Origin of the sequence: Brenneria rubrifaciens (assembly GCF_005484945.1) — a bacterium.
In the GTDB taxonomy this organism is placed as follows: Bacteria; Pseudomonadota; Gammaproteobacteria; order Enterobacterales; family Enterobacteriaceae; genus Brenneria; species Brenneria rubrifaciens.
In genome coordinates this window covers 2,677,594-2,702,337 of record NZ_CP034035.1, presented here as the reverse complement: position 1 = coordinate 2,702,337, position 24,744 = coordinate 2,677,594, and the positions used below count along the sequence as shown (strand labels likewise).

Here is a 24,744-nt window from a genome sequence, read left to right as displayed (position 1 = left end):
CATTAACTGACCAGACACGTCACAACGGAAAAACGATCAGTTCAATGTCCTGCGCGGTCACTTTAATCATTGAGCCTTCATGGTGCCAGGCGCCCAGCACGGCACGTTGCGCTTTAACGCGATCGTTGACGATCTGATGAATCGCCGGGCGGTGGGTATGGCCGTGGATCAGGGTGTTAACCTGATAGTGCTGGAGTCGGCGGATAACCTCTTCAGGATTCACGTCCATAATCAGCGGGGATTTATGCTGATTGGCGTTACGACTGGCTGAGCGCATTTTTTCAGCGACGTTGAGTCGAAGGCGCAGGGGCAAAAGCAGGAAAAGGCGCTGTATGAAAGGATTGTGCACCCGGCGTCGGAAAGTCTGGTACGCGGGATCGTCGGTACACAGCGTATCGCCATGTAAAATCAGCACCTGCCGGCCATACAGGTCGAGCACCGTTTCCGTGGGCAACAGGGTTAGCCCGCTTTGCCGGGCAAAGCGCTTGCCGATCAAAAAATCACGATTGCCGTGTACGAAATAGCAGGGAATACCCTGTTGATGCAGTTCATACAAGGCATCGGCAACGGTCGCGTGCAGCGGTTGCGGATCGTCGTCGCCGATCCAGGCGTCAAACAGATCGCCCAAAATATAAAGCGCATCCGCGTTCACGGCTTGATGACGTAAAAAACGCAGAAAACCGGCGGTAATCGCCGGCTCGTGAAGATTCAAATGCAAATCGGCAATAAACAGCGTCGCCATAGTCTGCCGGGATTACTCGCCGACGGTTACGCGGGTGATCACCACGTCTTCTTTGGGCACATCCTGATGCATACCGCTGCGGCCGGTCGCGACGCCTTTAATTTTATCAACCACGTCCATGCCTTCGGTGACTTCAGCAAAGACGCAATAGCCCCAGCCATCGGCACGTTCCGTGCGAAAGTTCAGAAAGTCGTTGTCGACGACGTTAATAAAAAACTGCGCCGTGGCAGAATGTGGATCGTTGGTACGCGCCATCGCCAGTGTGCCGCGGGTGTTTTTCAGGCCGTTGTTGGCTTCATTCTTAATTGTCGCGTTGGTGCTTTTTTGCTCCATTCCCGGTGCGAAACCGCCACCCTGGATCATAAACCCATTGATAACGCGGTGGAAAATAGTGTTGTCGTAAAAACCGCTACGGCAGTAATTCAGAAAGTTTTCTACGGTAACCGGCGCTTTATCTGCGAAGGTGTTGATAACGATATCGCCGTGGTTGGTATGCAACGTAATCATAGTAATGAACCCCAGATAGCCATAATTAAAGAGAATGCTATTCACCGAACGCGGTGAACGATCAAGAGCGCCCTTATAACATAACTGGCTGGCCGAGTCAGCAGGGCCTTTTCTTTGGTTGTGACATGGATTAATCTGAGAATGATTCTTATTCCTCTTAATAGCGCAAATAGACAGGTGAGTTATGCTGAACAGTATTAATCGAGTATTAGATAAACCCGATTTCGGAAAATTGTTGCTTCGTTCGTCGTTCAGTATCCTGATGTTGCTCCACGGATGGCACAAGATACACAGCGGTATTGACGGCATTAAAGGCATGCTCACGGCGGCGGGTGTGCCGGCCTTTGTTGGATATGGCGTGTATGTTGGTGAAGTGATTACTCCCGTGCTGATGATTTTGGGGATTCTGACCCGGCCTTCGGCATTGATTTTCTCCTTCACCATGTTTGTTGCCGTTCTCTTGTCGAACCCGGCCGGTTTCACCATGCTGGCGAAAACCGGGGCATGGGCCGTTGAACCAGCGGCGGTGTTCTTCTTTGCCGGTATTGCGATTGCCTTCCTCGGTTGTGGCAAATACTCGGTGATGTCAAACCCGCGCTGGCGCTGATATCACATTGTTCAGGATCGATCAGGCCCGGATGATTCCGGGCCTGATTATTTTTATCCCTTGTCAATTATCTGCTTATTCCGCCGTATCAGTCTTGCAATAGAAGGGGGTTCAGGTTTCAATACGCCGTTAGGGTTGCGAGGCCCTTAGCATATTGATGCTATTCACGCTGACAGCGAACGATGATTCACCTATCCTGCGAACACCTGGAATGCCCCGATGCTAAAGATTTTTAATACGCTGAGTCGCCAAAAAGAGGAATTCAAACCTATCCACGCTGGTCAAGTGGGGATGTATGTGTGCGGGATCACCGTTTATGACCTGTGCCATATCGGTCACGGGCGTACTTTTGTGGCGTTCGACGTGGTGGCCCGGTATTTGCGTTATTTGGGATACTCACTGAAATATGTGCGAAATATCACCGATATTGACGATAAAATTATCAAGCGCGCGACGGAGAACGGTGAAACCAGCGAGCAACTGACCAGCAGAATGATTGCGGAAATGCATGCTGATTTTGATGCGCTGAATATTTTGCGTCCGGATGCGGAGCCGCGTGCGACTCGCCATATTGCCGAAATTATTGCGCTGGTTGAAAAACTGATTGCACGCCGCCATGCCTATGTCGCCTCAAACGGCGACGTGATGTTTTCGGTAGATACCGCACCGGGTTACGGCGCGTTATCCCGCCAGGATCTCAGTCAATTGCAGGCGGGCGCACGCGTAGAGATTACCGAGGTCAAACGTAACCCGATGGATTTTGTACTGTGGAAAATGTCCAAGCCGGGTGAACCGCACTGGCCTTCTCCGTGGGGAGCAGGTCGACCAGGCTGGCATATCGAATGTTCGGCCATGAACTGTAAACAGTTGGGTGAGCATTTCGATATTCATGGCGGCGGCTCAGACCTGATGTTTCCGCACCATGAAAACGAGATTGCCCAGTCCAGTAGCGCGCATGACGGGCCTTATGTGAATTTTTGGATGCATTCTGGCATGGTGATGGTTGACCGGGAAAAAATGTCGAAATCGCTGAATAACTTTTTTACCGTGCGTGATGTTCTCGCCTATTACGATCCGGAAACCGTGCGTTACTTTCTGATGTCGGGTCACTACCGCAGCCAGTTAAATTACAGCGAAGAGAATCTTAAACAAGCGCGTTCGGCGCTGGAGCGTTTATATACGGCGCTGCGTGGCACGGATAGCCGCGTGGCAGCACAGGGGGGCGACGCGTTTGAAGCTCGCTTTCGTGAAGCCATGAACGACGATTTCAATACGCCGGAAGCCTACTCCGTGCTGTTTGATATGGCGCGCGATGTTAACCGGCTTAAAACGGAAGATCCGCATGCGGCGAATCAGTTGGCATCGGCGTTGCGCAAGTTGGCTAACGTACTTGGTCTTTTGGGACAGGAGCCGGAAGTCTTCCTGCAAAGCGGCGCACAGGCGAATGACGACCAAGTCAGAGAAATTGAAGGGTTGATCAAACAGCGTAAAGACGCCAGAGCAGCCAAAGATTGGACGTTGGCGGATCAGGCCCGCGATAGATTGAACGAGCTCGGTATCATTCTGGAAGACGGGCCGCAGGGAACGATCTGGCGACGTAAATAATCCGTTACCCTGGTTTCATTATCTTCAGTAAACGAAAAGCCCGCAGGTGAATCGCATCGGCGGGCTTTTTTATGACGGGCCGTCTCTGCCCGTCACTGTCGTCGGTGAAAATCGCGCCTGGCAATTTTTATCTGGAATATCAGGCCGCGACTTCTACCGTCTCGCCGGCAAACTCAACTTTTTGTCCGGCGACAATCTTGCAGCGTTTGCGCGTTTCGGTCTGCCCGTCAACGGTCACGTCACCTGCCGCGATAGACAGTTTGGCCGCCGCGCCGCTCTCACTCCAGCCCAAGAGTTTCAACAGGTCGCACAGTTCGACATACGGGTGGTTTTCGAGATGAAAAGTGTTCATAACATCCTGATTTATAGGTGTTTATATAGACGGCCGATTATTCGGCGCTATCGTGATATTCTTCGCAAGCCTGCAACGTGTTCTGAATCAGGGTGGCGACCGTCATCGGTCCAACACCGCCCGGCACCGGACTGATATAAGAGGCTCTTTCCTGGGCGGTTTCAAATTCCACATCGCCGACCACTTTGCCATTTTCCAGGCGGTTGATCCCCACATCCAGCACGATCGCGCCGGGTTTGATCCACTCGCCCGGAATAAAACCCGGTTTGCCGACGGCAACCACCAGCAGGTCGGCGTTTTCAATGTGATGGCGCAGATTTTTTGTGAAACGGTGCGCCACGGTAGTGGTACAGCCTGCCAGCAGCAGTTCCAGACTCATCGGACGGCCAACGATATTGGAGGCGCCGACAACCACTGCGTTCAGGCCAAAGGTATCGATCTTGTAGCGTTCCAACAGCGTGATGATGCCGCGGGGCGTACAGGCGCGTAGCAGAGGAGCGCGCTGACACAGGCGGCCGACGTTATACGGATGGAAACCGTCGACATCTTTATTCGGCGCAATACGCTCAATGACGTTGGTGTTATCAATTCCTTCCGGCAGAGGAAGCTGAACCAGAATGCCGTCAATCGTTTCGTCCGCGTTCAGTTTATCAATAAGCGCCAGTAATTCCGGCTCGGTGGTTGTCGAGGGTAAATCATAAGAGCGGGAAATGAAGCCGACTTCTTCGCAAACTTTGCGTTTACTGGCAACGTAAATCTGTGAGGCCGGATTTTCACCGACCAGGACAACGGCCAGCCCCGGCGCACGTTTTCCCGCTGCCAGACGCTGCTTTACCTGCGCAGCGACTTCGTTTTTAACCTGCTGCGCAATCGTTTTACCATCAATAATCTTTGCTGCCATCTGAGATGAGATCCATCAGTATTGAGTACGGAAGATGGTGCTATTTTGTCAGAAGCGGCGCTTGCTGTCAGGCATTGCGTAAACATAAATTGAGTCAGTGAGGCTATTTTCGCCATTATGAATTGACCATAACGCAGTTTCTGCCAGCGTGTTTGGCTCGGTAAAGCGCTTCGTCGGCGATGTTGATTACCCATTCTGGATCGGGCAGGGGGATTTCGGCAGTAAAAACATGGACGCCAGCACTGATGGTCACGATTTTTTCAGAATACGACGTCAGTTCATGGGGTATCCTCTTTTGCCGAACGAGATCCAGCGCACGTTGGGCAAGGGTCAACGCCCCTTCTTCGCTGGTGTCCGCAATAATGATGGCAAACTCTTCACCGCCATAACGCGCGACCAAATCGTCGATACGTCGAGGCATGGCGTTCAACACGGCGCCAATTTTACGCAGGCACTCGTCACCGGCCACGTGCCCGTAGTAATCGTTATATTTTTTGAATGAATCGACATCGATCATGACCAATGCCATGGGGGTGGACATTTCAGCAGAGCGCAGCATGGTTTGTTGCAGCAAAATATCGAACTGCCTTCGGTTGGCCAATCCGGTTAATCCGTCGAACAGCGCCAGCGTATGCAGCGTATGATTGACCGTGGTGAGCTCATCGCGCACGACGGTCAAGTCGAACTGGCTTTTCAGATTGATCTTTATCTGTTTCAGCATCAAAAGGCCGAGAACGACTATCGTAAGCAGGAGAATCAGCGTGATGGTGCCATAAACCAGGCTGTCCGTTCGCCATTTATCCAATACTTGCTCACGATCGTAGCCGGCGGCAATCAAGATGGGATAACGCTTCAGGCGGGTATAACCATAGATGCGTTCAATATGATCGAGGTTGGAAATAAACGTTACCGTACCACTTTCCGACTGTTTCAGACGTCCTGAAAAGAGCGGGCCATTTGATACATCGCGGTTAATATAAGTGTCGTCATAAGGACGGCCGTAAAGAATATTGCCATCGGAAAGCATAATGGCGAGCACATCCATATTTCCCAGGGAGTAATAGCCGTAATACAGCCGGAAATAACTCAGTGAGATGGTGGCAAGCAGAACGCCGTTAAAACTTCCATCAGGGTTGTTGATTCTCATTGAAACCGGAATGATCAGATCGTCCGTTAAGCGGCTCTTCAGTACGCTGCCGATGTGTATATCCTTACTGATGTTATTTTGATGATATTTGAAATATTCACGGTCATCATTATTGGCGTTCGAGGGTATTTTCTCGCTGGAGGTAACAAGCCAGTTCCCGTGGGCATCATAAATAAATATGCCGTGTAATTGCGGCAGGGTGGTTTTACGGTTATGAAGAATCTCTCTCAGGCGGAGTAGTTGAGTAGGGGATATGCCATCCCCGTTAATCCTCTCCTGGATGTCCTGGAGCAAAATATCAACTTGCAGGAACGTGTCTTCGGCTTGCCGGGCAAGCGACAGCGAGAGGTTTTTTGCATTTTTTTGTGTAGATTCAATAAGTTGTTTATAAGTATTAAATACTGCCCACCCATTCAGCATCATAACGGTAGTGATGATAAAAATCATAAAAAGGATCATTAGCCGTTGCAGAGGAATACGTAAATTCTTGAGATCGGCTTCAAGATTCACTTTCATCTTATCGCGCATCCTTAGCCGGAATATGTAATAACGATAAGTGTAGACTCTCTTGGCATCTCATATGTCTTTTGTACTGAGAAAATGATCAACAGAAAAATAGTGTTAATAGCCGTGCGTTAAGTGTGAAAAAAGTCACGTCTCTTGGGCATGAATGGAGGATCTAGACGGATAGGACTTTCAATGGGATGGCGATGCTTCAATATCTTTCATCGGCGCGCTTTCCGGGTGGGTGATGATTACTTTCAGGTCAATATGATTGAAAATAACATTTAACATTATGATTTTCTGCAACAAATATAAATTTATATTCTATATTTAATTGGCTGGCTGTTATTGGCAATAAGATAAAGGGGTCTGTTATCAATCAGGCCGTCGACGTATTTGCCATCTACCTGCAATTTAGGATTTATTGGATATAACAAGGATCGTCCGATCGATGAAAAGGTGACTTGACAGCGATTTTTAATTCAGGGGAAAAAGAAATGGATGTGGAAACTCGGATGATCGAACTTATTGTTAAATCTGGAGAAACACGTTCCTGCTCAATGGAGGCGCTTCGTTCGGCCCGCAGAGGAGAATGGGAACAGGTCGATCAATTACTGAAAATGGCGGCGATGGCGTTGAGTAAGGCGCAACTTATCCAAAAAAGGTTCATTGGTGGTCAGGATAAGGAAAAAACGCCCCTCGACCTCATTGTGGTGCATGCGCAGGATCACTTGATGAACGCAATTCTTTGCCGCGAACTGGCCGAAGAGATTATTGCACTTAGGAAAGAGGTGTGTGGCGTAAAATAAAATGAAAAGGTCATCGATTAAACTCAACGCCATTTCGCGTGAAAAATGAAAGGCTTTACATTCGCAAGGGAACGCGTGGTCATGTTACCGTCTTTGTTTATTGAGTCAGGATAATGGCCTTGTACCTGTCTGAATTTTAGTTGAATGGCAAATCCTAAACGCCCCGTATCGGTCATGTCCGGTAACAGGGAAAGCTCGTCAGCCAGCAAACGCCACTCGTCCCTGTCATCAAAAGTCTGATCCTGTGTCAACATCCCCACTCCCTGAATTATCAACGGGTATTTGCTATAGCAACCATTTCACAGGTGAGTGACTTTTACTCAGATCCAGTTCAACAAAGTCAGATGTCGCATTTTGCAGCTTCGCTCCCACTAGGTCAGAAAGGCGGAACGCTACTGAGACATGGCGCCCAATATTGCAACGTTCGAGGCCAGTTTAATTTTAATGGCAGATATTTATCTGAGGTGACTGCATGTGACAATAAGACCAGCGGTTTAACGCGTGGTGATACCGTTACCGAAGGGAAGAGTTAGGCGGAAATTGCTGAGAAATTCATGGCTCCGTCCCGGCATGTTTACATGCGCACATATCGCATATACGGCGTTGAAAAAATTTATACACTTGCAACAAAAAACCTCAACATTGGTGTAATGCCGATCAGTTAAGGATCGGTTGACCGATCCAGTGGCTGTGTAAGAATCCGGAAATGCTCACCCGTTTCCGGATTTTTTTATGCACATTGGACAGGCTCTTGATCTGGTATCCCGTTACGATTCTCTGCGTAACCCGCTGACTTCTCTGGGTGATTATCTGAACCCGGAACTCATTTCCCGCTGTCTTGCCGAAGCCGGCACCGTCACCCTGCGCAAACGTCGTCTGCCGCTGGAAATGATGGTCTGGTGTATCGTCGGTATGGCCCTTGAACGTAAAGAACCCCTCCATCAGCTCGTTAATCGGCTGGACATCATGCTGCCGGGCCGTCGTCCCTTTGTCGCACCCAGCGCTGTGATCCAGGCCCGTCAGCGTCTGCGAAGCGAGGCCGTCCGCCGCGTGTTCACGCAAACAGCGCAGCTCTGGCATAACGCCACGCCGCATCCGCACTGGTGCGGCCTGACCCTGCTGGCCATCGATGGTGTGTTCTGGCGAACACCGGACACGCCAGAAAACGATATCGCCTTCCCCCGCCAGACGCATGGCGGGAAACCAGGACTCTACCCGCAGGTAAAAATGGTCTGTCAGATGGAGCTGACCAGCCATCTGCTGACGGCAGCTGCCTTCGGCACAATGAAAAACAGCGAAAATGAGCTCGCTGAGCAACTTATAGAGCAAACCGGAGATAACACCCTGACGTTAATGGATAAAGGCTATTACTCACTGGGGCTGTTAAATGCCTGGAGCCAGGCGGGAGAGCACCGCCACTGGATGCTTGCTCTCAGAAAGGGAGCTCAGTATGAAGAGGTCGGAAAACTGGGTAAAGGCGACCATCTGGTGAAGCTGAAAACCAGTCCACAGGCACGAAAAAAGTGGCCGGGTCTGGGAAATGAGATGACAGCTCGTTTGCTGACCGTGACGCGCAAAGGAAAAGTCGTCCATCTGCTAACGTCGATGACGGACGCCATGCGTTACCCCGGTGGAGAAATGGCAGACCTGTACAGTCATCGCTGGGAGATCGAACTGGGATACAGGGAGATAAAACAGACGATGCAGCTGAGCAGGCTGACGCTGAGAAGTAAAAAGCCGGAGCTTGTGGAGCAGGAACTGTGGGGGGTATTACTGGCGTATAATCTGGTGAGATATCAGATGATAAAAATGGCGGGACATCTGAAAGGATACTGGCCGAATCAGCTGAGCTTCTAAGAGTCATGCGGAATGGTAATGAGAATGCTGATGACCCTGCAGGGCGCTTCACCGGGGCGAATCCCGGAGTTGATGGGTGATCTTGAATGTCAACGCCAGGATTGTTGGCCGTTTTTCGCCATTTTTAATGTCCGCTATTGGTCATTAATGTTGCCCACTTTCCGCCATTTCATCATCACTGATTGGCGTGGCGTTTTTTGCCAGCACTCCGGCTTTGCGTTTTTCCTTTAACCGGTAGCTTTCTCCTTTGATGTTCAGTGTGGTTGAGTGGTGTAGCAGCCGATCCAGGATTGCCGTTGCCAGCACGTTATCGCCGAACATCTCTCCCCAGTCGGCGAACCCTTTATTTGACGTCAGTACGATACTTGCTTTCTCATACCGACGGTTCAGCAACCGGAAGAACAGACTGGCCTCCTCGCGGGTCATTGGCAGATAGCCTATCTCATCCAGTATCAGCACCCGGGCGTAACCAAGCTGCTGTAGCTGTTTTTCCAGCCGGTTTTCCTGCTTTGCCTTCATAAGTGTGGCGATCAGCTTATCCAGTGGCATGAACAGCACCCGGTGACCAGCATCAGCCGCTTTTACCCCGAGTGCTACTGCCAGGTGGGTTTTACCCACACCTGGCGGCCCCAGCAGGATCACGTTCTCGCTGCGCTCCACGAACGCCAGCCCGGCCAGTTCCCGGACGATCTTACGATCTATACCTGGCTGGAAGCCGAAGTCGAACTGCTCCAGCGTTTTGACCCACGGGAACCGTGCCTGTTTTAGCCGAGACTCCATACCTCGCTGATGTCTCCCGTTCCATTCCTGTTGCAGCGCCATACACAGGAACTCGCGGTAGTTCAGCTCTTTTTTGGCCGCCAGCTCCAGCAGGCTTTCGACGTGGTAGCCCAGATGTTCCATTTTCAGACGACCCAGCAGTGCCTCCAGTTCGTGCATCACAACAGCTCCTCATACGCACTTAGCGGGCGATGTTCCACCTGACTGACCTGCTGCCAGAGCGGGGCGTGATGCTCCGGCACGGTCTGCCAGCCGGATGAAGCCGAACAGAGCCGGTGCGATGCCATCTGCTGCTCATTACTGTAGATCCGCAGCTCATCATCCAGCGAGATCCGTATTGAGACCGGCTGACCACAAAGGCTTTCCGGTACGCTGTAACGGTTTCCGCCAACCTCGATATAGCCATCCCAGGAGACATGGCGGATATCGAAGTAGCTGGTATCGAAGTCAGTATCCGGTAACGGCTGAAGATGCTCCTGTTCCTGCGTGAAGCGCTGTTCCGGTGTCTGCCTGAACTGGCGAAGTTCCCGTCGGTCAGCAACGTCAGCCATCCACTGCTCCAGTAACTGATTAACATGGGCGAAGCTGTCGAACCGGCGGTACCGGACGAAGAAGTTCTCCTTGAGGTATTTCACCATCCGTTCCACCTTACCTTTGGTTCTGGCCCTTCGCGGGCGGCAGGCCCGTGGCAGGAAGCCATAGTGGTCGGCCAGCAGCAGGAACCCGGAGTTGAACACCACTTTCCCGTTGTTATTTTTCAGCACCGCGGCTTTCTGATTATCGACCAGCACGGTTTTCACGCTGCCGCCGAAGTAGCGGAAGGCGCGAACCAGAGACTCATAGGTATGCTCAGCATCCTGCTTTGGTGCGGCGAAGACATGGAAGCGGCGGGAGAACCCCAGCGTGTTAACCGCGAAGCTAACTTTGCATCGTTGTCCGGCAACCTCAGCCTCAATTTCCCCCCAGTCATGCTGGAGCTGGTAGCCGGGCTGGGTTTCGAAGCGAACTGTTTTCTTCGATGGCCGCATCTTACGTTTGGGCTGGATGTAGTAACGCAACATGGAGCGGCCGCCGGTATAACCCATCGTTTTGATTTCCGCGAGGATGACCTCGCCGTTCCAGACGTTCTCTGCCAGACGCATGTCGATATAGTCCATGAACGGCCTGAGTTTAGCCATTTTGTGGCGTGTTTTTCTGGCCGGAGGTTCCGGGTATTTCAGGTACCGTCTGACGGTTCGCTCAGAACAACCCACCTGAGTGGCAATATCGACAATATACGCACCCTGCTGGCGCATTTGCTTTATCATGTAAAAGTCCTCTCTGCTCAGCATGCTGATGTCCTTTCTGGTGTGAGAACCTCAAGGAAACAACATGTTGGGTGGAGCGGACAAGCCAAATGGTGAATTACCGTCTTATATCACTGGCGCTGACAGCAGGTGATCATTCAATAGCCGGTATCCGTGAGGTGAGGTGTGTGACACTATCTGGTACGTTGGGAGGGGTGACAGGAGAGTGCCTGGTTTATGTGTCTTCGTCATCAATAGCCATTGCTGATAACACAATGTCTGGAAAAACGCTGTCTGTCAGCGGCATGTCTCTGGTGGCTTCGCAAGGCTTAAACATCAATGGGTGTGATGTTCAATTTTCAGCGGATAGTGTAATGAAATAATCGGTTTGTTAACCTGAATCAAGACGTGTTAGCCGTCCCAGCAAGATTCATAGGTGTAAACGACTCAATCTCGTTAACGGTTTTTTACGTTAATTCTTCGTAAATTCATAATCTTATCGAGATATCTTCGGACGTGAAAATTTCACAAATGTGGAAAACACCAGCAATCATGAGGGATAGCACAGTCATGATTGCTAAAACGATTAGGATTTCAATCATTAGCCTCTTTAGCAAGGTATTCATGGTCACCTTGGGGGGAATGTCGACGCTATCCAGCGTCGCTCCTTTTTTATCCGTCGAGCGAAATGGGTCTTCCCCGGTGTTGAACCCATACGCTCGTTCAAGATACTTCATTGCTAGCCACCATCTGGTTTTGCAACGCTGTTCCAACGCTTGCTTGGCAATATCCTGAGCCTGATTTAGCTTTTCTTTGTCGATTTTCATGACGACCTCAGTTACTGGTGGCTTAACTCGTTATACCGGCACATGAAAAGTGGGAAAAACAGCGACCAGCAATACCAATTGAACTAGCTGGCCGTGAAAATGTGCACTAGCGATGTGGCGTCGGTAGATCCGGCCGTTAATCTTTGTTTGCATTACATTCTCCTGAGGCACACTGAATACTTTTATGAGTGGGCTGGAGAATGAAAAAATTGCAGGATTGTTTCGTAACTTGTACCTATCAAATCAATTCGTGTTATTGCATTTTTATAATGTATTGATATGAAAGTATTTTTACCTTCGGGATTCGATGCTGGGGAGTAGAGGATTGTTTTTATTTAAAGATTTTTTGTTCAGCGATGATTGACATCCCCAATGGTAATCCCCCCGAAAACCGGTGTGTCTATAAGTAGAGTTTTCTCGTAATCTGAACTGGGGAGATTTCTATGAAAAAATCACGTTTTACCGACAGCCAGATCATGGCCATTCTCAAGCTTGCCGAAGCAGGAACACCGGTGGCTAAATTGTGTTGCGAGCATGGCATGAGCAGTGCCAGTTTCTATAAGTGGCGTTCACGTTTTGGCGGGATGGATGCCTCCATGATGGTCCGTCTGAAAGAGCTGGAAGACGAAAACCGCCGCCTCAAAAAGATGTATGCCGAAGAACGGCTCAAAGCCGAAATTATTCAGGAGGCCATGGAAAAAAAAGTGGTGAAGCCATCTCATCGAAAGCAGATAGCACAGGACGCGGTCAGAAGCCGAAATATCAGCATACGTTTTGCCTGCCAGTTGTTTGTTGCCAGCGAAAGTTGCTATCGCTATCAACCTCAGTTGAATGAAGAAAATGCCGTTATTGCCGACTGGCTGCTCCGTATCACTGACAGCCAGCGCAACTGGGGATTTTGTCTGTGCTTTTTGTATCTGCGTAACGTAAAAGGCTTTAAGTTCGACCACATGCTGTAATCTTAAAATGATCCCGGCATGTGATATCTGAGGTGGCTGCCATGACAACCTTCATTGGACTTGATGTTTCTCAAAAGAAAACAAGCATCTGCGTCATAGCTCATAACGGTAATAAAATTTGTACGGTTAACGTCGATATGCATCCTGGTGTTATAGCTGATTATCTCTTTTCTGAAGGATTTGATAAGTCGAAAGTGGGGCTGGAAACCGGGCCGCTTTGTGTCTGGCTTTACCATTCGCTCAAGAATTTTGGCCTGGACGTTGACTGTATCCACGCCCGGCACGTTCATGCCGCTTTGTCGATGCAGTTGAATAAAACCGATCAAAATGATGCTTTTGGTATCGCAAGGCTGGTTCTTTCCGGTTGGTACAAACCAGTACATGTCAAAAGTCTTGAATGGCATCAGCAAAGACTCATTCTTACCAGTCGGGAAAAGCTGGTTCTGCTCAGGGTTGCCGTAACGAATCAGATCCGCGGGCTCCTGAAAACATTCGGCGTTGTTCTTCCTCCTGGAAAAAACAGCGTTTTTGAACGAGCAATTCTTGAATCATCACCTTCACTGGAAACCGTTAAACCTACAGTTATTATGCTGCTGGATACCCGGGAACATCTTTCCGGGCAGATAAGAAAGCTGGAAAAAATTGCCCGAAAAGATCCTGTTTGTCAGATATTACAATCTATTCCGGGTGTGGGTGTTCTGACAGCATTAAGTTTTAAAACATCAATTGATGATCCTTCACGCTTCAGACGTGTCAGTGATGCTGGCGCTTTTCTCGGATTAACGCCGAGGAAATATCAATCCGGTGAGGTGGACAGAAATGGGGGGATATCAAAACAGGGTAACAGAATGACACGCACGCTTATCTACGAAGCCGCATCATGTCTTTTAACCCGTTACGGCACCGATACAAGCCTGGCAATTAACAGACGTCAAAAGACGAAATTATGGCGCGCCCTACAGGATTCGAACCTGTGACCTACGGCTTAGAAGGCCGTTGCTCTATCCAACTGAGCTAAGGGCGCGTTGGGAAATGATTAGACTGTCAGTAAGATGACAGTGGGCTGGATTATACCCACACACCTTGGTGAGTCAACGGATTAGGGGGCGATTTACGCTATACGGCGAATCCCTGTACAGCTTTGACCTGACTTGCTGTCGTTTGCGTTTTTTTCACACAGCTGTGAGCTTCACTCATGCAGAATGATGAGAAGAGGTTATCATTCATCCTTCTCTGCTATGCCGCTTCGGAAATCATCTGTAAGTTTTGCTCAGGCGTATTCGCCATAACATGGCGTTGGTACACTAAAATATGAACAAATGACAATACAGGGTTGTCCGGCACGGTTACTGTTGTTGGGAACCCCCGCAATTTCTGTCGAACTTGGGAATTTTTCGATTTATGCATACATTGTTATCCGTATTATTGCGTATTTGTTTGTTGGCGATGTTTATATTGCCTGTCGGATATGTTGCTGCGGCTGGATCAGATACCGATCCGCCGACTACACAGTCTGATGCGCCCGTGAAAATAAATATTGATGCTGAATTGGTGAAGCTGCAAAAGCAACTGGATAGCATTAAGCAGCAGGTGTCAAGTGCCAACACCGATAGCAAGTTCGGAGCGTTGAGCGACACCACGCTGCAACTGGTCAACAGTGCCGATGACCTTTCTGCGGCTGTCGCGCCCATCGGTGCGCAATTGCAGACGCAACTGGACGTTCTTGGGCCGGCGCCGGAGTCTGGTTCCACCATCAACGAAACTACTGAGGTCACCCGCAAGCGCAGCAACCTGAACGCTGAGAAGGCGAAGCTGGATGCGCAGGTTGAACAAATTCAGGCGCTGCGGACCAGTGCGTCGAACCTTTCCGCACAGATTATTACTTTGCGCCGTAATGCCTTAAAAACCCAGTTGGCATTAAATTCCGGCAGTATTTTAGGCGCGCGTTTTTGGTCACCGATTGTGACGCCGCAAGAGGAAGATCAGCGGCGGCTCGGTGTATTCAAAGATCAGTTGAGTCAGGCATTCCTGGTTTCCTGGGAACCTGGCTGGCGATATGGTTCCCTGTTTCTGCTGTTAATCGCCGCAGTTTTGGTCACCGCCGGGCGCCGTTATCTGGATAAGTATCTGGCTTGGGCCGGGATACATCTGTTGCCGGAAGGACGGTTAAGACGAAGTTTTCTGGCAACGGCGAGCGTGATGTCTACGGTGTTGACGATCGGCATTGCCGCAAATGTAGTGGATTTCACGTTTACTCGTCATGGCGAATCGGCTGAGCGAGTAGAGGCTTTTCTGGCTACCCTGGCGCAACTGGTGGTGTTTTGTTCGATGATTGCCGGGCTGGGCCGGGCGTTTCTCTCGAATCAACGACCATCCTGGCGGTTGCCTGCGATCGCCAATCCGGTTGCCAAGGCAATGAAGCCTTTTCCGATGATTGCCGCAGTGTTGATTCTGGTGTTTGGCGTTATCGAACAGATTACGGCCACCGTGGGAACATCCGTGGCAGCCACTATCATGGTCAATGGGCTCTCTGCACTTTTTCTGGCGCTGACCACCGGCGGCATTGCGTTAAAAAGCGATCAAATCCGGCGCCAAATGGTACGTGACGGTGCGCAGCCTGAAGCGCGCTCCACATTGGCAGGGATAATCCACCTTGGCGTACTGGTTATTTCGTTCTCGGTACTGCTTTCACTGGTGATTGGTTATATCTCGCTGGCCCGTTTCCTGACTTATGAGTTGATCTGGGTCGGTATGGTGTTTTCCTGCCTTTATCTGTTTTCAACATTTCTTACCGATATCTGTGAAAGCGTATTTTCACCCAATAATGCCAGCGGTCGGCGCATTAAAAACTCGCTCAATCTTGACGATCGGCATTTAGAGCAGGCAACGGCGCTGCTTTCCGCCGCGGGCAAAGTATTTTTGATTCTGATGGCGGCGGTGGCCTTGCTGAACGGCACCTTTGGCACCACAACGCCGCTGTCGCTGGTGCAAAAAGCCGTTGAACTGTGGGGAGGCAAGGGGCTGGAAACAGTGAGCATTGTGCCTGCCCATTTGGTGAATGCGGTTCTTTTTCTGTTGGTTGGCGTCTATGTTTTACGCTCATCGAAGCGTTGGCTGGAAGAGGATTTTCTCCCCAAAACGATGATGGATCGTGGTATCCGTGCGTCGTTGGTGACCTTGTTCAGCAATATAGGTTATATCCTCATTATCCTGCTGACGTTGGCAACGTTGGGGATTCAATGGAATAAGCTGGCGTGGATTGTCAGTGCGCTGTCGGTGGGGATCGGTTTTGGCCTACAGGAAATCGTAAAAAACTTTATCTCAGGCTTGATTCTGCTGACCGAACGTCCGGTCAAGGTGGGCGATCTGGTGAATATCAGCGGTGTGGAAGGGGATATCCGGCGAATCAATGTGCGGGCGACGGAGATTCAACTGGGTGACCGTTCAACGGTTATCGTGCCTAATTCACAGTTTATTTCGCAAAATGTGCGCAACATTACAATGGGAAATGCCCTCGGTGTCGCGACGATGGCGCTGACGTTTCCGTTGGATACCGATCCCGAAGAAGTCAGAACCATTCTGCTGGATGCCTACCAGGAGCATGAGGCGATTCTGGATGCGCCAGCGCCCTCTGTCTCATTCAGTCAGCTAACCCCGACGGGTATGGTGTTGAGTGTGACGGGGTATGTCAGCAGTCCGCGTCTGGTTGCCGGCGCGAAAAGCGATCTGTTGTTTGAAATTATCAAACGGCTGCGTTCTGCGAGCATTCCTTTAGCCGTGCCTCAAAGAATGGTATTGGAAAATCAGGCCGCCACATTGCCGGATAATGTTGAAATGGATCTGCGGTCGTAATCAAATTCAACGCAATAATTACCCGGCAAAATGCCGGGTAACGGGCGTCATCTTCATGCCGATGACAAGGGTGTTACATCACATAACCTGTTGCTTCACCATCTCAATATAGATTTCCCTCAGCCGACGGGTTACCGGACCAGGTTTTCCATCGCCAATCGTTTTGCCGTCAAGCGTGACGACAGGTAAGACGAAAGTGGTCGCTGAACTGATGAAGATCTCCGTGGCGTGATAGGCTTCGTCCGGGGTGAACAACCGTTCTTCCAATTTAATATCGTCGCTTGCCGCCAGTTTCAACAGCGAATGGCGGGTAATACCGTGCAGGATGTCGTTGCTCAGCGGGCGCGTCACCACGGTATTGTCATGCAGCACGATATAGCAGTTGCATGAACTGCCTTCGGTGATGAAGCCGTTTTCTACCATGAAAGCATCATCCGCGTGGTGGCGATGTGCATAGTCTTTCGCCATGCACGCAGCTAGCAGACCGACCGTTTTAATGTCCCGGCGATGCCAGCGGATATCAGGGCTGGTAACGACATGCAGACCGGTTTTGGCTTTCGGGTTGTCCAAAATGGCGCGCGCCTGAGTAAACAGCACCAGCGTGGGTTTCACATCCGCCGACGGGAAATGGAAATCACGATCGCCAGCGTTGCCGCGGCTTAGCTGCAAGTAAATGGCGCCTTCCGTCAGATTGTTTTTCTCAATCAGCGCATGGTGAATATGCTTCAGCTCAGCTGGCGTGACTGGCAGCGTAAGAGACAGTTCACGGCAGGAACGTTGCAGACGCCCAATATGACCATCAAATTCCGCTAACTTGCCATTAACGACGGCAGTCACTTCATAGACAGCATCTGCAAAGAGGAAACCACGGTCAAAAATCGACACCTTCGCTTCATTTTCTCTAACATACTGCCCATCAACATAAACAAGACGTTGCATCAACACACTCCTTACTAGTCGTTCAATGCAGATTAACGCATTTAGCCCCACAGCGCCGCTTCTGGCGGATGTATTTCGCTGCCGTTGTAACGCAATCCGTCAGTACGGTCGCGCTGCAATAAAAGTGGGCCATCCAAATCGACAACGTTTGCCCCTTGAGCCACGATAAAAGCAGGCGCCATAGACAGCGAAGTCCCCACCATACAACCGACCATAATCCGCATACCCGCCTGATGCGCACTGGCGCGTAGACGCAATGCTTCGGTGAGTCCGCCGGTTTTATCCAGCTTGATGTTTATCATGTCGTAACAACCGGCTATGGCTTTTAGAGAGTGGCTGTCATGGCAGGATTCATCAGCGCAGATCGGTATCGGATGCGGCAGGTCCGCCAGCACGCCGTCTTTTCCGGCAGGCAAGGGCTGTTCGATCATGGTCACGCCCAGCGCGGCCAGTTCCGGCGCCAGTTTCAAATAGAGACTCACATCCCAGCCTTCATTGGCATCGACGATTAAGCGTGCAGACGGCGCGCCGCGACGTACCGCGGCGACCCTGGCCAAATCGTCTTTGTCCGCCAGTTTCAGCTTGAGCAGTGGGCGGTTGGCGTTGCTTTGCGCCGCCTGATGCATGCGCTCCGGGGTATCCAGCGAGAGCGTGTAGGCGCTCTCCAAGACTTCCGGTTCGGCCAGATTCAGGCGTTGCCAAATTCGCTGGCGGTGCTGTTTGCACGCCAAATCCCAGAATGCGCAGTCAATCGCGTTACGCGCCGCGCCCGCCGGTAGACGGGTTTGCAGCATTTCGCGATCGAGTCCGTTACGGATATCGCTGCTCAGCGCAGCAATTTGTGCCATCACGCTTTCTATGGATTCTCCGTAACGTGCGTAGGGCACACATTCGCCATAGCCTGTGGTTTCACCAGAACGCAAGGTGACGACAACGACATCGGCCTGGGTTTTGCTGCCGCGCGAAATGGTAAATGTACCCTGTAGCGGCCAGCTTTCATGGGATATTTTAATGTCGGTCATAGGTCAGCCAATTGGTCAACGATACGTCCTACTCCCTGGCGGAACGGGTCCACAACAGGCAAGCCGAATTTCTTCTCAAGTTCAGCCATTAACGGCAATGCTTCTTCTTCGCTGAGAACGGCGCTGTTGATTGAAATGCCGACAAAGCGCGCATTAGGGTTAGTCAACTTTGCCATCGACAGATTCAGGTCCATGCAGGCGGCTAAATCAGGGATAGGATAATCGACGCCCCGCATGGTTTTGCGTGTCGGTTCATGGCATAGCACCAGCGCATCCGGTTGAGCGCCGTGGATGATGCCGGTTGTGACGCCGGCAAAGGAAGGGTGAAACAATGAACCCTGGCCTTCGATAACATCCCAGTGGTTCTCGTCATTGGCGGGAGAGAGCGTTTCAACCGCACCCGCGATGAAATCGGACACTACCGCGTCAATACTCACGCCGGAACCGCTGATCAGAATCCCGGTTTGTCCCGTTGCCCGGAATGTGGCGTTGCCGCCGCGGGATAGAATTTCTTTTTCGATTGCCAGCGCGGTATACATCTTGCCGCAGGAGCAGTCAGTACCAACCGGTAATAGGCGTTTACCTGAGCGTTTGCGTCCGTTGGCGACCGGAAATGTCTGTGAAGGATGACGCACGTCAAACAGCGAACGGCCGAGTTTGGCTGCTAATTCTCTGAGTTCTGGAACATCAGACAAACGATTGTGCAGGCCCGCCGCCAGATCCATGCCGCTTTCCAATGCCTGGCTCAGTACGGCAATCCACTGTTTCGAAATAATGCCGCCGCGGTTGGCAACGCCAATTACCAGCGTTTTCGCGCCTGCTGCACGAGCGGCGCTGATATCCATATCGGGCAGATCGCAGTCAGCTTGGCAGCCATTCATTCGAAACTGCCCGACACAATATTCCGGGTGCCATTGTTTAATGCCGATTGCAACCTTGGCGGCCAACTGATCGTGTGCATCCCCCAAGAATAACAAATAAGGTTTTTTGATATCCATTATTTACCCTCATAAATATTAGGAAGCGTTGATTGAAAGATCGCTTTTTGCAAAAATAATTTGATCATTGCTGTGAATTTAAAACTGATAATAATGATGAATATATTATTGTCAATATCAATAATTATTAAGTTATAAGAACTGTAATTTAATCATTTTTGTAATATTAAAAACTACAATTCAGTCTTTATTAAGCATTAAGTTTTTCAGTTTGTGTTTTTTTTAAAATGTGGCGGTTTTTTATAAAAACGAGATGGTAATTTATAATGTGATATTTTTTAACTATTTGATTTTAAATGATTATTTATATTTTTGTAAAAGACAGGAAATGCGCTAATTTGGTGAGTTGACTTATTATGGGGCACCAAAATAAAGCAACGCAATTTTTTGTGTTTAATTTGTTAATTAAAAATGGTTTTTCTTATTATCGATATCAATGATTCTAATATTTTTACGAATGGCTAAAAGAATAATTAATATCATGCGCGGGTCTGTCGGATTCCCCATGCCGGGAAAAATTTATGAGATGTCATATCGACAGAGTCCTTGATCTGAGATAGCTTAAATCACTGGTCCGCAAAGCGGGTCTAAGCGTCGCTCGGACGGTCCGGGCGCTCACGTTACTTTGAGGATGCTATGTCTGATTCCACTTCTCCGCGCCGTTTTACGCGCATCGATCGTCTTCCCCCCTACGTATTCAATATTACTGCTGAATTAAAAATGGCGGCTCGTCGTTGTGGCGAAGACATCATTGATTTCAGCATGGGTAACCCAGACGGTCCTACACCGCCTCATATCGTCGAGAAGCTATGTACCGTCGCTCAGCGTGAGGATACCCATGGTTATTCGACTTCCAAAGGCATTCCTCGTTTACGCCGCGCCATTTCGCGCTGGTATGCCGATCGTTATCAGGTGGAAATTGATCCGGAAAGTGAGGCGATCGTCACCATCGGTTCCAAAGAGGGGCTGGCGCATCTGATGCTGGCAACGTTGGATCACGGCGATACGGTGCTGGTGCCAAACCCCAGCTACCCGATACATATCTATGGCGCGGTGATTGCCGGGGCTCAGGTGCGTTCGGTTCCGCTTGTTGAAGGTGTGGATTTCTTCAATGAACTGGAACGGGCGATCCGTGAAAGTATTCCAAAACCAAAAATGATGATTCTTGGTTTTCCTTCCAACCCTACCGCACAGTGCGTCGAGCTGGATTTTTTTGAGCGTGTGGTGGCGCTGGCAAAACAGTACGGTGTGTTGGTGATACACGATCTGGCTTATGCCGACATCGTTTATGACGGCTGGAAGGCGCCATCGATTATGCAGGTGTCTGGCGCGAAAGATATCGCTGTCGAGTTTTTCACTTTGTCGAAAAGCTACAACATGGCGGGCTGGCGTATCGGTTTTATGGTGGGTAATCAGGAATTGGTCAGTGCGCTGGCCCGTATCAAGAGCTATCACGATTACGGTACGTTTACGCCATTGCAGGTGGCGGCGATTGCGGCGCTGGAAGGCGATCAGCAGTGTGTTCGGGATATTGCCGAGCAGTATCGTCAGCGGCGCAATGTTTTGGTGCGCGGTCTGCATGAAGCTGGTTGGATGGTGGATGAGCCGAAGGCCTCCATGTATGTTTGGGCCAGAATTCCAGAGGCGTATGCGCATCTGGGATCGCTGGAATTCGCCAAACGTCTGCTGGCTGAAGCGAAAGTTTGTGTTTCTCCAGGAATCGGGTTCGGCGATTATGGTGATACGCATGTCCGGTTCGCATTGATTGAAAATCAGGATCGTATCCGGCAGGCGGTACGCGGCATAAAAGCCATGTTTCGCGCCGATGGCATTATACCGCCGAACAAAGCCTCGTCAGGTAAGGTGCCTGCTTCCTGAATGATGCTGAGGTTCCCGGTCTGCCGGCCGGGAACCTATTTTCTGCTGGCGCGCGTTTTCCTTTTTCTGCGTTCGAACGGTGATAGGGGATATCGATAAAGTGGCAGACAGCCAGCAGACATTTGTTAGAATGCCCGTCGTTAATCTCAATCAGGATGAGCCGTGTTATGTCGTTATCTCTGTCTAAATTCGCTGTTTTTACACTCTTTTGTGTCGTACTGGCTGGCTGCCAGCAATCCGACACCTCCGCCAGTAAAGGGAAAGCGGCGGATAGCGCTGTCGCAGTACCGGCTAATGATCAATTGAATCAGCTTGCGTCTCTGGTGGCTGCCACCCGGTATCTGAAATCGCAATGCAATCGCAGCGATCTTCCCGATGAGTCAACAATCAATAATGTCGTGCTGGCAGTGGCTAAGCAGCGGGGATGGGATGTGACAAATTATCAGACTTTACCGCAACGCAGTGAAAGTCTGTATCAGGGGTTGTTAAAAGACAGCACGCCGAAGGAAACGCAGTGTTCGGAATTTAACCGCTCACTGACCCCTTTTATTGATGTCTTACGCACCTACCGTTAAGCGTCAGAGCCTTATCCGGCGGGATATTTACGTCAGTGAGTTTTCCGCCGGGCCCATCCTTTGAAAAAAGGAGAAGCGGTGAAAACTCAAATCTGTCATTCCTATGACAGACACTTTATTTTGATTAGTTTCCTTTAATCTCATAATAATCGCGGACGAAACTTTGACGTGGTTGCAAAAAAGTGGAAGCGCTATTTAATAAAACATCTTTTTATTGTTAATAGATCGTCTTTTCTTTTCTTCTATTACCGTTGAAAAAGATTGAGTGAAAGGAATTCATTGATAATTAGTATGGAAAATAAAAAATAGCATTGATTAATCTGTGACCTTTCATCACGGATTTTTAGCGACCAATGGTATTGAACCATCGGATTAATTTGGTCTTTGTCATGAAACTATTAAAATAGGTGTGTAAAAAGATGGCGATTAACTATTGCAGGATTTCTGGTGAACTGATTTTTGACTTGCATGTTACTGATTGAGTTATATGGGTTTTCGTGAAATATTGATCTGGCTAATGATAAGAATTGTTGGCATGATGAATCGTCTTTTCGGTGGTTAGATGTAATATTCAAAACAAAGGAGATAATGATATGGATTATTTTTTGCTCCATTCCAGAGCGACGCTTGGTGCAGCATTGCTATTCAGTGGGTTAATGGCAGTCGGCACTGATAGTGATGCAGCCCAGAGCGCCACCATAGACCGCTCAGCCGCCCCGCAGAATGTGCAGGTTCCCACTTTGGCCTATGACGATACAAGCGTTGTGCTGGCCTGGGAAAAACCGGCGCAGGCATCATCGGATATCAAGGATTATCATGTCTACATGAATGGTCAACGGCTGGCGGGAGCGATTGACAATCAGAATACCCATTCACCGGCAAAACCTTATATCGATAACTTTTATCGTTCTATTGACACGGCAGGCTGGCATACCCGCGTCAGCTTCCAAAATTTTAAAGTTACGGGATTATCGCCGGAAACAGAATACCGCTTCACCGTACGCGCGGTTTATGCTGATGGTAAAGAATCGGTGGATAGCGAAACCGTTGTCCAGAAAACCACCGCAGTGCCTCAGACGCTAAACGTAACCAATTTCGGGGCCAAAGGCGACGGCGTCACCAACGACACGCTGGCGATTCAGAAAGCGATTGATGACTGTACGATAGAGACTTACCCGCAGGGATGTAAAGTTGTGGTCGAAGGCGGCGAGTTTAAGACCGGCGCGTTGTTCCTGCACAGCAATATGACGTTTGAAGTGGCCGAGGGCGCAATACTGCGCGGTTCGGAAAACGGTGATGACTATCCGTTGGCGCGCGGTTATTACCTCTATCCCTACACTAAACCGTCATTGCCAAAACGTCCGCCTTCACTGATTAACGTTCTGGAAATCAATGATAAAGGGAGTACGCATGCTGGCACGTTTGAAAATATCCGTATCGTCGGCAAAGGCACCATTAACGGTAATGGCTGGAAGCGCGGCATCAAATCCGGTGACGCGACGACCATTAAGGACGAATTGGGCAGAAAGCTGCCGCAGTACCGGGCAAGCAAAGCGGACAAGGTATCCGACGATGGGATTCTGGCCAAAAATCAAACTGAAAAAGCCCTGGCTGATGGGATGTCGGTTAATGATGCCTACAAGCATCGCCGATCCAGCTTGATGACGCTGCGTGGTGTCAGCAACCTGTATCTGGAAGGGCTGACCATTCTGAATCCCGCCTATCACGGCGTGATGGTGCTGGAATCTGAAAATGTGGCCATGAATGCCTTAGTGCATACCACTTTTGATGCGAATAATGCGGACGGCATCGAGTTTGGCAACAGCCAGAACGTAATGGTATTCAATAACTTTTTTGATACCGGCGATGACAGTGTCAATTTCGCGGCGGGGTATGGCGCCGAAGTAGCGACACGGCAGCAAAAAGCGCAAAGCGGCGCGTGGATATTCAATAACTACTTCCGTAAAGGCCATGGCGCTGTAGTCACCGGCAGCCATACCGGCGCCTGGATCGAGAAGATCGTGGCTGAAAATAATGTAATGAATCTGACGGATGTCGGGCTGCGTATGAAAAGTCGTCCATACTACGGCGGAGGTGCGCGTGACGTCGTCTTCCGCAATAATGCAATGCGTGGTATTGTCGGAGAACCGTTTGTGTTCACCGTCAAATATAAAGCAGATGTGAACGATTCCCAGCCGGCGGCTGAACCCGCTCAATTTCGTGATGTGAAAGTTTCTGACGTAACCGTCGATGGTACGGCGAAGAAAAACAGTATCCTGGTCGATGGGATGACCGTAGATGAAATGGCGGCTTCATATGGGTTTTCTTTTAAACGTGATGCCTATCATCAGGGCTTGTATTTTGAAAATGTAAAATTTAAAAATACCAAAGCCACGGACATTACCTTCCTCAAAGACAGCACGTTCAAAAACGTGATTTTTGAAAATGTCGACGCGGCATGGAAGTTTGGTAATATCGAAAATATCAAACTAGACGACCGGGTTAATCGTGGTGTCTCTCTGACGACGAAGGGGGATGAAACCCTCACCCTCGAGGCGGCGACGCAGTAAGGATAAACCCCACGCCGTAAGGCGTGG

At 49.9% G+C, this 24,744-nt stretch carries 20 protein-coding genes, 1 tRNA gene and 3 pseudogenes; 11 read left to right on the top strand and 13 right to left on the bottom strand.

Annotation, left to right across the window (positions count from 1 at the left end):
- Window positions 1–19 precede the first annotated feature (19 nt).
- Both lpxH and ppiB read right to left on the bottom strand, forming a co-directional pair.
- Window positions 20–742 (bottom strand): UDP-2,3-diacylglucosamine diphosphatase, encoded by a 723-nt coding sequence (lpxH, locus tag EH207_RS12325; RefSeq protein ID WP_137714251.1) that lies wholly within the window; start codon window positions 740–742, stop codon window positions 20–22.
- Between the two features lie 12 nt (window positions 743–754).
- Window positions 755–1,249 carry a peptidylprolyl isomerase B gene (gene ppiB / locus EH207_RS12320; RefSeq protein WP_137714250.1) on the bottom strand — a complete coding sequence of 165 codons (495 nt, stop codon included), beginning with the start codon at window positions 1,247–1,249 and terminating at the stop codon, window positions 755–757.
- 184 nt (window positions 1,250–1,433) lie between these two features.
- On the opposite strand from ppiB, the gene EH207_RS12315 reads away from it, so the two are divergent.
- Together EH207_RS12315 and cysS are read left to right on the top strand one after the other, a co-directional pair.
- Window positions 1,434–1,856: a DoxX family protein gene (locus EH207_RS12315; RefSeq protein ID WP_137714249.1), complete on the top strand. Its 423-nt coding sequence runs from the start codon at window positions 1,434–1,436 to the stop codon at window positions 1,854–1,856.
- A 219-nt stretch (window positions 1,857–2,075) separates the two neighbouring features.
- Window positions 2,076–3,461, top strand: a complete 1,386-nt coding sequence (gene cysS, locus EH207_RS12310; RefSeq protein ID WP_137714248.1) for a cysteine--tRNA ligase — start codon at window positions 2,076–2,078, stop codon at window positions 3,459–3,461.
- Between the two features lie 139 nt (window positions 3,462–3,600).
- On the opposite strand, the gene ybcJ is transcribed toward cysS, so the two are convergent.
- The 3 genes from ybcJ to EH207_RS12295 form a co-directional block, all read right to left on the bottom strand.
- Entirely contained in the window at window positions 3,601–3,813 is a 213-nt protein-coding gene (gene ybcJ, locus EH207_RS12305) for a ribosome-associated protein YbcJ (RefSeq protein ID WP_137714247.1), read from the bottom strand.
- Window positions 3,814–3,850: 37 nt separating this feature from the next.
- On the bottom strand, window positions 3,851–4,714 hold the full coding sequence (folD, locus tag EH207_RS12300) for a bifunctional methylenetetrahydrofolate dehydrogenase/methenyltetrahydrofolate cyclohydrolase FolD (RefSeq protein WP_137714246.1): 864 nt from the start codon (window positions 4,712–4,714) through the stop codon (window positions 3,851–3,853).
- A 115-nt stretch (window positions 4,715–4,829) separates the two neighbouring features.
- Window positions 4,830–6,377 (bottom strand): sensor domain-containing diguanylate cyclase, encoded by a 1,548-nt coding sequence (locus EH207_RS12295; protein WP_137714245.1) that lies wholly within the window; start codon window positions 6,375–6,377, stop codon window positions 4,830–4,832.
- Window positions 6,378–6,862: 485 nt separating this feature from the next.
- Between EH207_RS12295 and EH207_RS12290 the strand changes: the two genes are divergently transcribed.
- On the top strand, window positions 6,863–7,174 hold the full coding sequence (locus tag EH207_RS12290; RefSeq protein WP_137714244.1) for a PTS sugar transporter subunit IIA: 312 nt from the start codon (window positions 6,863–6,865) through the stop codon (window positions 7,172–7,174).
- Between the two features lie 92 nt (window positions 7,175–7,266).
- Here EH207_RS12290 and EH207_RS12285 read toward each other — a convergent pair.
- Window positions 7,267–7,446, bottom strand: a pseudogene (locus EH207_RS12285) (hypothetical protein); the annotation flags it as partial.
- A gap of 460 nt (window positions 7,447–7,906) precedes the next feature.
- Here EH207_RS12285 and EH207_RS12280 point away from each other — a divergent pair.
- A pseudogene (locus EH207_RS12280) lies at window positions 7,907–9,130 on the top strand (IS4 family transposase); the annotation flags it as partial.
- A gap of 45 nt (window positions 9,131–9,175) precedes the next feature.
- On the opposite strand, the gene istB reads toward EH207_RS12280, so the two are convergent.
- Window positions 9,176–9,970: an IS21-like element helper ATPase IstB gene (istB, locus tag EH207_RS12275; protein ID WP_137712891.1), complete on the bottom strand. Its 795-nt coding sequence runs from the start codon at window positions 9,968–9,970 to the stop codon at window positions 9,176–9,178.
- Window positions 9,970–11,142: an IS21 family transposase gene (istA, locus tag EH207_RS12270; RefSeq protein ID WP_009113448.1), complete on the bottom strand. Its 1,173-nt coding sequence runs from the start codon at window positions 11,140–11,142 to the stop codon at window positions 9,970–9,972. The genes istB and istA overlap by 1 nt, the downstream gene beginning before the upstream one ends.
- Window positions 11,143–11,207: 65 nt before the next feature.
- Here istA and EH207_RS12265 point away from each other — a divergent pair, with 65 nt between their 5' ends.
- Window positions 11,208–11,480: a hypothetical protein gene (locus tag EH207_RS12265; RefSeq protein WP_137714243.1), complete on the top strand. Its 273-nt coding sequence runs from the start codon at window positions 11,208–11,210 to the stop codon at window positions 11,478–11,480.
- 105 nt (window positions 11,481–11,585) lie between these two features.
- On the opposite strand, the gene EH207_RS12260 is transcribed toward EH207_RS12265, so the two are convergent.
- Window positions 11,586–11,924, bottom strand: coding sequence for a hypothetical protein (locus EH207_RS12260; protein ID WP_137714242.1), 339 nt, complete (start codon window positions 11,922–11,924; stop codon window positions 11,586–11,588).
- 443 nt (window positions 11,925–12,367) lie between these two features.
- On the opposite strand from EH207_RS12260, the pseudogene EH207_RS12255 reads away from it, so the two are divergent.
- A pseudogene (locus tag EH207_RS12255) lies at window positions 12,368–12,874 on the top strand (transposase); the annotation flags it as partial.
- 50 nt (window positions 12,875–12,924) lie between these two features.
- Entirely contained in the window at window positions 12,925–13,860 is a 936-nt protein-coding gene (locus tag EH207_RS12250) for an IS110 family RNA-guided transposase (RefSeq protein WP_137714241.1), read from the top strand.
- Here EH207_RS12250 and EH207_RS12245 read toward each other — a convergent pair.
- Window positions 13,831–13,907 (bottom strand) — tRNA-Arg (locus EH207_RS12245). The two genes, EH207_RS12250 and EH207_RS12245, sit on opposite strands and share 30 nt — an antisense overlap.
- A 377-nt stretch (window positions 13,908–14,284) precedes the next feature.
- On the opposite strand from EH207_RS12245, the gene EH207_RS12240 reads away from it, so the two are divergent.
- Window positions 14,285–16,735 carry a DUF3772 domain-containing protein gene (locus EH207_RS12240; protein ID WP_137714240.1) on the top strand — a complete coding sequence of 817 codons (2,451 nt, stop codon included), beginning with the start codon at window positions 14,285–14,287 and terminating at the stop codon, window positions 16,733–16,735.
- Window positions 16,736–16,813: 78 nt separating this feature from the next.
- On the opposite strand, the gene EH207_RS12235 is transcribed toward EH207_RS12240, so the two are convergent.
- Genes EH207_RS12235 through dgcN form a run of 3 tightly spaced genes read right to left on the bottom strand, consistent with a single transcriptional unit; the run spans window position 16,814 to window position 19,694 of the window.
- Window positions 16,814–17,674, bottom strand: coding sequence for a D-amino-acid transaminase (locus EH207_RS12235; protein WP_137714239.1), 861 nt, complete (start codon window positions 17,672–17,674; stop codon window positions 16,814–16,816).
- A gap of 41 nt (window positions 17,675–17,715) precedes the next feature.
- Window positions 17,716–18,696, bottom strand: coding sequence for an N-acetyl-D-Glu racemase DgcA (dgcA, locus tag EH207_RS12230; protein WP_137714238.1), 981 nt, complete (start codon window positions 18,694–18,696; stop codon window positions 17,716–17,718).
- A complete protein-coding gene (gene dgcN / locus EH207_RS12225) occupies window positions 18,693–19,694 on the bottom strand; it encodes an N-acetyltransferase DgcN (RefSeq protein WP_137714237.1) in 1,002 nt (333 codons plus the stop codon). Before dgcN ends, dgcA begins: the two co-directional genes overlap by 4 nt.
- Before the next feature lie 636 nt (window positions 19,695–20,330).
- Here dgcN and alaC point away from each other — a divergent pair.
- The 3 genes from alaC (at window position 20,331) to EH207_RS12210 (ending at window position 24,717) form a co-directional block, all read left to right on the top strand.
- Window positions 20,331–21,572 carry an alanine transaminase gene (alaC, locus tag EH207_RS12220; protein ID WP_137714236.1) on the top strand — a complete coding sequence of 414 codons (1,242 nt, stop codon included), beginning with the start codon at window positions 20,331–20,333 and terminating at the stop codon, window positions 21,570–21,572.
- Between the two features lie 167 nt (window positions 21,573–21,739).
- On the top strand, window positions 21,740–22,147 hold the full coding sequence (gene gspS, locus EH207_RS12215; RefSeq protein ID WP_137714235.1) for a type II secretion system pilot lipoprotein GspS: 408 nt from the start codon (window positions 21,740–21,742) through the stop codon (window positions 22,145–22,147).
- A 593-nt stretch (window positions 22,148–22,740) separates the two neighbouring features.
- Entirely contained in the window at window positions 22,741–24,717 is a 1,977-nt protein-coding gene (locus EH207_RS12210) for a glycosyl hydrolase family 28 protein (protein ID WP_137714234.1), read from the top strand.
- Window positions 24,718–24,744: the final 27 nt, after the last annotated feature.

Bases quoted from the DNA above. Each gene is read 5' to 3' on its own strand.
- lpxH (WP_137714251.1), bottom strand. From the start codon at position 742: ATGGCGACGCTGTTTATTGCCGATTTGCATTTGAATCTTCACGAGCCG.
- ppiB (WP_137714250.1), bottom strand. From the start codon at position 1,249: ATGATTACGTTGCATACCAACCACGGCGATATCGTTATCAACACCTTC.
- EH207_RS12315 (WP_137714249.1), top strand. From the start codon at position 1,434: ATGCTGAACAGTATTAATCGAGTATTAGATAAACCCGATTTCGGAAAA.
- cysS (WP_137714248.1), top strand. From the start codon at position 2,076: ATGCTAAAGATTTTTAATACGCTGAGTCGCCAAAAAGAGGAATTCAAA.
- ybcJ (WP_137714247.1), bottom strand. From the start codon at position 3,813: ATGAACACTTTTCATCTCGAAAACCACCCGTATGTCGAACTGTGCGAC.
- folD (WP_137714246.1), bottom strand. From the start codon at position 4,714: ATGGCAGCAAAGATTATTGATGGTAAAACGATTGCGCAGCAGGTTAAA.
- EH207_RS12295 (WP_137714245.1), bottom strand. From the start codon at position 6,377: ATGAAAGTGAATCTTGAAGCCGATCTCAAGAATTTACGTATTCCTCTG.
- EH207_RS12290 (WP_137714244.1), top strand. From the start codon at position 6,863: ATGGATGTGGAAACTCGGATGATCGAACTTATTGTTAAATCTGGAGAA.
- istB (WP_137712891.1), bottom strand. From the start codon at position 9,970: ATGCACGAACTGGAGGCACTGCTGGGTCGTCTGAAAATGGAACATCTG.
- istA (WP_009113448.1), bottom strand. From the start codon at position 11,142: ATGCTGAGCAGAGAGGACTTTTACATGATAAAGCAAATGCGCCAGCAG.
- EH207_RS12265 (WP_137714243.1), top strand. From the start codon at position 11,208: ATGGTGAATTACCGTCTTATATCACTGGCGCTGACAGCAGGTGATCAT.
- EH207_RS12260 (WP_137714242.1), bottom strand. From the start codon at position 11,924: ATGAAAATCGACAAAGAAAAGCTAAATCAGGCTCAGGATATTGCCAAG.
- EH207_RS12250 (WP_137714241.1), top strand. From the start codon at position 12,925: ATGACAACCTTCATTGGACTTGATGTTTCTCAAAAGAAAACAAGCATC.
- EH207_RS12240 (WP_137714240.1), top strand. From the start codon at position 14,285: ATGCATACATTGTTATCCGTATTATTGCGTATTTGTTTGTTGGCGATG.
- EH207_RS12235 (WP_137714239.1), bottom strand. From the start codon at position 17,674: ATGCAACGTCTTGTTTATGTTGATGGGCAGTATGTTAGAGAAAATGAA.
- dgcA (WP_137714238.1), bottom strand. From the start codon at position 18,696: ATGACCGACATTAAAATATCCCATGAAAGCTGGCCGCTACAGGGTACA.
- dgcN (WP_137714237.1), bottom strand. From the start codon at position 19,694: ATGGATATCAAAAAACCTTATTTGTTATTCTTGGGGGATGCACACGAT.
- alaC (WP_137714236.1), top strand. From the start codon at position 20,331: ATGTCTGATTCCACTTCTCCGCGCCGTTTTACGCGCATCGATCGTCTT.
- gspS (WP_137714235.1), top strand. From the start codon at position 21,740: ATGTCGTTATCTCTGTCTAAATTCGCTGTTTTTACACTCTTTTGTGTC.
- EH207_RS12210 (WP_137714234.1), top strand. From the start codon at position 22,741: ATGGATTATTTTTTGCTCCATTCCAGAGCGACGCTTGGTGCAGCATTG.